At 36.8% G+C, this 4,057-nt stretch carries 5 protein-coding genes; 3 read left to right on the top strand and 2 right to left on the bottom strand.

The window, feature by feature from the left end; all coding sequences use genetic code 11:
* Positions 1-95 precede the first annotated feature (95 nt).
* Complete coding sequence (locus ACEN2F_RS14585; protein WP_441740514.1) at positions 96-1,211, top strand: IS91 family transposase; 1,116 nt, start codon at positions 96-98, stop codon at positions 1,209-1,211.
* Positions 1,212-1,418: 207 nt separating this feature from the next.
* On the opposite strand, the gene ACEN2F_RS14580 is transcribed toward ACEN2F_RS14585, so the two are convergent.
* Entirely contained in the window at positions 1,419-1,748 is a 330-nt protein-coding gene (locus ACEN2F_RS14580) for a hypothetical protein (RefSeq protein WP_441740512.1), read from the bottom strand.
* A gap of 486 nt (positions 1,749-2,234) precedes the next feature.
* Positions 2,235-2,372 carry a hypothetical protein gene (locus ACEN2F_RS14575; RefSeq protein WP_441740511.1) on the bottom strand — a complete coding sequence of 46 codons (138 nt, stop codon included), beginning with the start codon at positions 2,370-2,372 and terminating at the stop codon, positions 2,235-2,237.
* 279 nt (positions 2,373-2,651) lie between these two features.
* On the opposite strand from ACEN2F_RS14575, the gene ACEN2F_RS14570 reads away from it, so the two are divergent.
* Together ACEN2F_RS14570 and ACEN2F_RS14565 are read left to right on the top strand one after the other, a co-directional pair.
* On the top strand, positions 2,652-2,822 hold the full coding sequence (locus ACEN2F_RS14570; RefSeq protein WP_441740510.1) for a hypothetical protein: 171 nt from the start codon (positions 2,652-2,654) through the stop codon (positions 2,820-2,822).
* A 120-nt stretch (positions 2,823-2,942) separates the two neighbouring features.
* Positions 2,943-4,057 (top strand): transposase (locus ACEN2F_RS14565; RefSeq protein ID WP_441740508.1); only part of this gene is annotated, 1,115 nt, incomplete at its 3' end.

The raw sequence follows: 4,057 nt of genomic DNA, 5'->3' as shown, positions 1-4,057 counted from the left end.
GGACATCAGAATATAGAAACTACGATGGAGTATTTGCAGATTGCTCAGCTAGAAAGTCAACAGAAATTCAGTCCACTCGATACTCTTTTTGCAAAATGCAGCCGCTCTTTGAAGTAGCCGATGCACTGCGAAAAGCAGGTACTGCAATCGAAAATTGGGGATTAAATACTTGGCAACTGCGCACGCTTCATGCTATTAAAAAATGCAGAACGGCCTCTTTAGGAGGACATATCGATGGGTGCGATAGCTGTGGCAATATCACCATAAGCTACAACTCTTGCCGCAACCGCCATTGTCCCAAGTGTCAGGGCAACAAACGCGAAGATTGGATACAAGCCAGAAGTACAGAACTCTTACCGGTTCCCTACTTCCACGTCGTTTTTACCTTGCCCGATAGTATTAATTCTCTAGCAATATATCAACCTAAAATAGTGTATGATACTTTGTTTGAAGCGAGCTGGGAAACGCTTCAAAGTTTTGGCAAAGCCAAAGAAATGCAGATGGGAATGATAGCGGTTTTGCACACTTGGGGACAGCAATTGAGTTTGCATCCACACCTGCATTGCATTGTTCCAGGTGGTGGAGTTAATAAAAACGGACAGTGGCAAAATAGCAGAACCGATGGTAAATTTTTGTTTTCAGTCAAGGCCTTGTCGAAGGTTTTTAGGGCTAAATATTGCGCCAAACTCAAGGCAAAATTACCGATCCAATACGAACAAATCCGGAAAGAATTGTGGCGCAAGCCGTGGATAGTATTTGCTAAGAAACCTTTTGGAAGTCCAAAGTCAGTGGTGGAATATTTGGGCAGATACACCCATAAAATCGCTATTAGTAACCATCGAATCAAGAGCATTGACCAGGAAAACGTGACTTTTACTTATAAGGATTACCGAGTAGCGGGTGTGAAAAAACAAATGACACTCACGCACAAAGAGTTTATTCGCCGATTTTCATTGCATATTTTGCCCAAACGCTTTGTCAAGATCCGACATTACGGTTTTTTGAGCAGCACTTGGAAGCGACAAAAGCTGAAACTTTTACAGGAAAAACTTAAGGTAAAAGTTTTAGAAAAAGTAGAAAAGAAGCCCTTTTTGCCCAAGTGTCCGTGTTGTAAAACTGGTAATTTACACCGAATAGCGGTTTTTGACCAGCGTGGTCCGCCTGCTTGGTATCTTGGCGGTAGCCAAAGTTCAAAATCCTGTAAAAACTAAATTACGGGTAAGGGAACTTATGTTCACAAGTGAAGGAACACACGAGAAAAACCAAGCAGAAAACACTCCAAAAAAAAGAGGCTCGCTTGCCTCTTGTAATTCTCTCTAAAATCTTTACGACAAGTGCATAGGTTGACGGACGTACAATCGGTTCCGTTCAACCCGGGTTTCATTGTTCGTGCTACGCACGCAACGAATCCCTAGCTGTTATGCGATGTCGTTATACTTCTGCTTGAGTTCCGATTCCAAATGCTTCCACATTTTTATAAGCATATTATTCTGTTTTTCTGCATTGTCATTTAAAATCTTTCCATTTTCAGATAGTGAATATTTTTTGCCGTCTTTTAAGATTAGGTCGTTTGCTATTAACCAAGAAATAGAAGTTTGCATTTCTTTTTGCGTCGGAACAGCATGATTTATTCCGTCTGCTATTTGCATGATTTCTTCAAATGTAGTTGGCGAACTTTGCGATGCAATAGAGATTGCTAGCAAAATCCATGAAATCGTTTCCGCATTTTTAAATTCAGTATTTTGCATTTGGACTATTTTCCTGTTTATGATTCTGCTTTTGCACGATATCGCATAACGTTCCCGCGCTACACGCAGGTTGGGGTTAAAAATTCTTTATTTTTCTGTTTTTTCCGAATCTCGGCTAATATTAATATTCTTTAAATTCAACACCTTTGCCCAACTTGCTTGTATCGTGTGTTGGTAGTAGTATTTTTGACTATTCTGTTTATTTTTTAAGTCTCTACTACAGTAATTTAAAATCTTTCTGTTTATATTTGGTCAAAATATTTAGTCTTATAATAGCACCGTTAATTACAAAACTGTACAAACAGTTCAGAACTTCAATCAATCTATTCTGAAATACTCTCTGAATATGACAACATTAATTTCCCCTCTACCGAGTCAAAAGCTATGTCAAAGTTGCTTGTAACAGAGCCTGTAGAAATGTTTATTAATGAATTTGATTCGGAATACTCAAGAGAACAGAATAAAAAATTGTTAGAGAGTATAAAGCTATTCGACAGTATGTAAGTCTAACATATTTAACCTTTTTTCAACGCTTTCAAAGTCTTTCTTTTCTTTAAGTGTTATTATTTGGTCAGCAATAATAAGTTTAATTTTATTTTCTGCTGATAAGTTTTCTATTTTCATATTTTATTTTCGGAAGTTTACGTCTTTAATATTACTGCCAACGTTTCGCTAGTATAATTTCGGCTTGAAATAAGTAAAAGACCGTATTTCGGCTAAGAAACAGTAAAAACAAATACAAAAAATCAACCGCCTAAATCCTAATACAAAAGCTGAAATATACTAGCTGTTATATTCTCGGCTTTTTAAAACCGCAAAATCCGATACACATCTAGGTATATCGGATTTCGAAATTAATTATCCTATTATGGTAAAATCAATAAACAAAAATAATAAAATATTATGATAACAGTTACACTAACAAAAGAAAATTATATCACTAAAGAAGTGAATATTCCAGAGGGAGTTATAAAAGAAGAAATTTATGATTATCAAGACCCCGCTCCATATTTTAAATACTATTATATTTCTAAAAAAGGAAATAAAAAAGAATGTGGAATTAAATGGGTTTAGCTTCGGCAGACAAGTTGCTCGAAGCTGGAATATAACGTCAGTCTGTGAAAAAACTATCGTTTGTTTCTTTCAAATATACTGTTTAATTCGAATAGTAAAGCAAGAAAAGTTGTATATTTAATGATGCAACACATCACAGGCCTTCCTCGCAATCAGATGGTTTTTTCTAGTTTAGAAGACACTATTTTACCAGAAAACCCCGTTCGTTTTATCGATGCTTTTGTTGAAGCATTGTCCTTAGAAACTTTAGGTTTTTCTGTTCAAAGCATTAAAGCAGAAGGTCGGCCGAGCTTTGATACAAAAATCTTTCTTAAAATTTATTTGTATGGTTATCTCAATGGGCTTCGGAGTTCCAGAAAGCTAGAAAAGGAATGCGCTCGCAATATCGAATTGCAATGGCTTTTATGCGCAATCATCCCCAACTATCATAGTATATCCGACTTTAGAAAACAGAATCCATCGGGATTAAAAAAACTCTTCAAACTCTTTGTTTCTTTTCTTAAAGATGCTGATCTAATTGGCTGCGAGATCATCGCTATTGATGGAACCAAAAGCAGAGCGCACAACAGCAAGAAAGCGAACTTCAACCAAAAGAAAATCGAGAGACACTTAGCATATATTGAAGAGCGAACCCAAGAATATCTAGCCGAATTGGCTAAAAATGATTTACAGGATAATAGCATTACAGTCACAAAAATCGCAGAAAAAATAGAGCGATTAAAAAAGAATAAATTACGCTACGAACTTCTAGAAGAAAAACTAAAAGAGAGTGGACAACCCCAAATAAGTACCACCGATCAAGATGCGAGAGCCCTTTTAGTTCAAGGAGTAGTAGTTGAGATCAGCTATAATATCCAGGCAGCCGTAGATAATAAGCATAATTTAGTTGTAGCTACTCACACCATAAATCGGAACGATCTTAACGCCTTAGGGGCTATCGCTTTGGAAGCAAAAGAAAATTTGGCCCTTGATACTTTTACCGTTTTGGTGGATAAAGGCTACCATAATGGAAGGGAAATTGCCCAATGCATAAACCATAACATCACTACCATTGTAGCGCATCCTACTCCCGGAACAAGTAAAGAAAGCGTCACGCAACCCGATTACTTGGTAGCCAAATTTAAATACGATGCAGAAAATGACACTTACACATGTCCTCAAGGAGAAACTTTAAAAACTACAGGAAGGTGGCATAAAAAAAGTGGAAGAACAGAACAAAGCGGTTATCAATTTAA

The organism is Flavobacterium sp. W20_MBD1_R3, assembly GCF_052119725.1.
Classification (GTDB): Bacteria; Bacteroidota; Bacteroidia; order Flavobacteriales; family Flavobacteriaceae; genus Flavobacterium.
Note: the sequence above shows the minus strand (reverse complement) of the source record. Positions and strands in the feature narration are given on the sequence as shown.

What these genes read in the sequence shown, in the direction of transcription:
- ACEN2F_RS14585 (WP_441740514.1), top strand. Translation starts at nt 96, where the DNA reads ATGCAGCCGCTCTTTGAAGTAGCCGATGCACTGCGAAAAGCAGGTACT.
- ACEN2F_RS14580 (WP_441740512.1), bottom strand. Translation starts at nt 1,748, where the DNA reads ATGCAAAATACTGAATTTAAAAATGCGGAAACGATTTCATGGATTTTG.
- ACEN2F_RS14575 (WP_441740511.1), bottom strand. Translation starts at nt 2,372, where the DNA reads ATGAAAATAGAAAACTTATCAGCAGAAAATAAAATTAAACTTATTATT.
- ACEN2F_RS14570 (WP_441740510.1), top strand. Translation starts at nt 2,652, where the DNA reads ATGATAACAGTTACACTAACAAAAGAAAATTATATCACTAAAGAAGTG.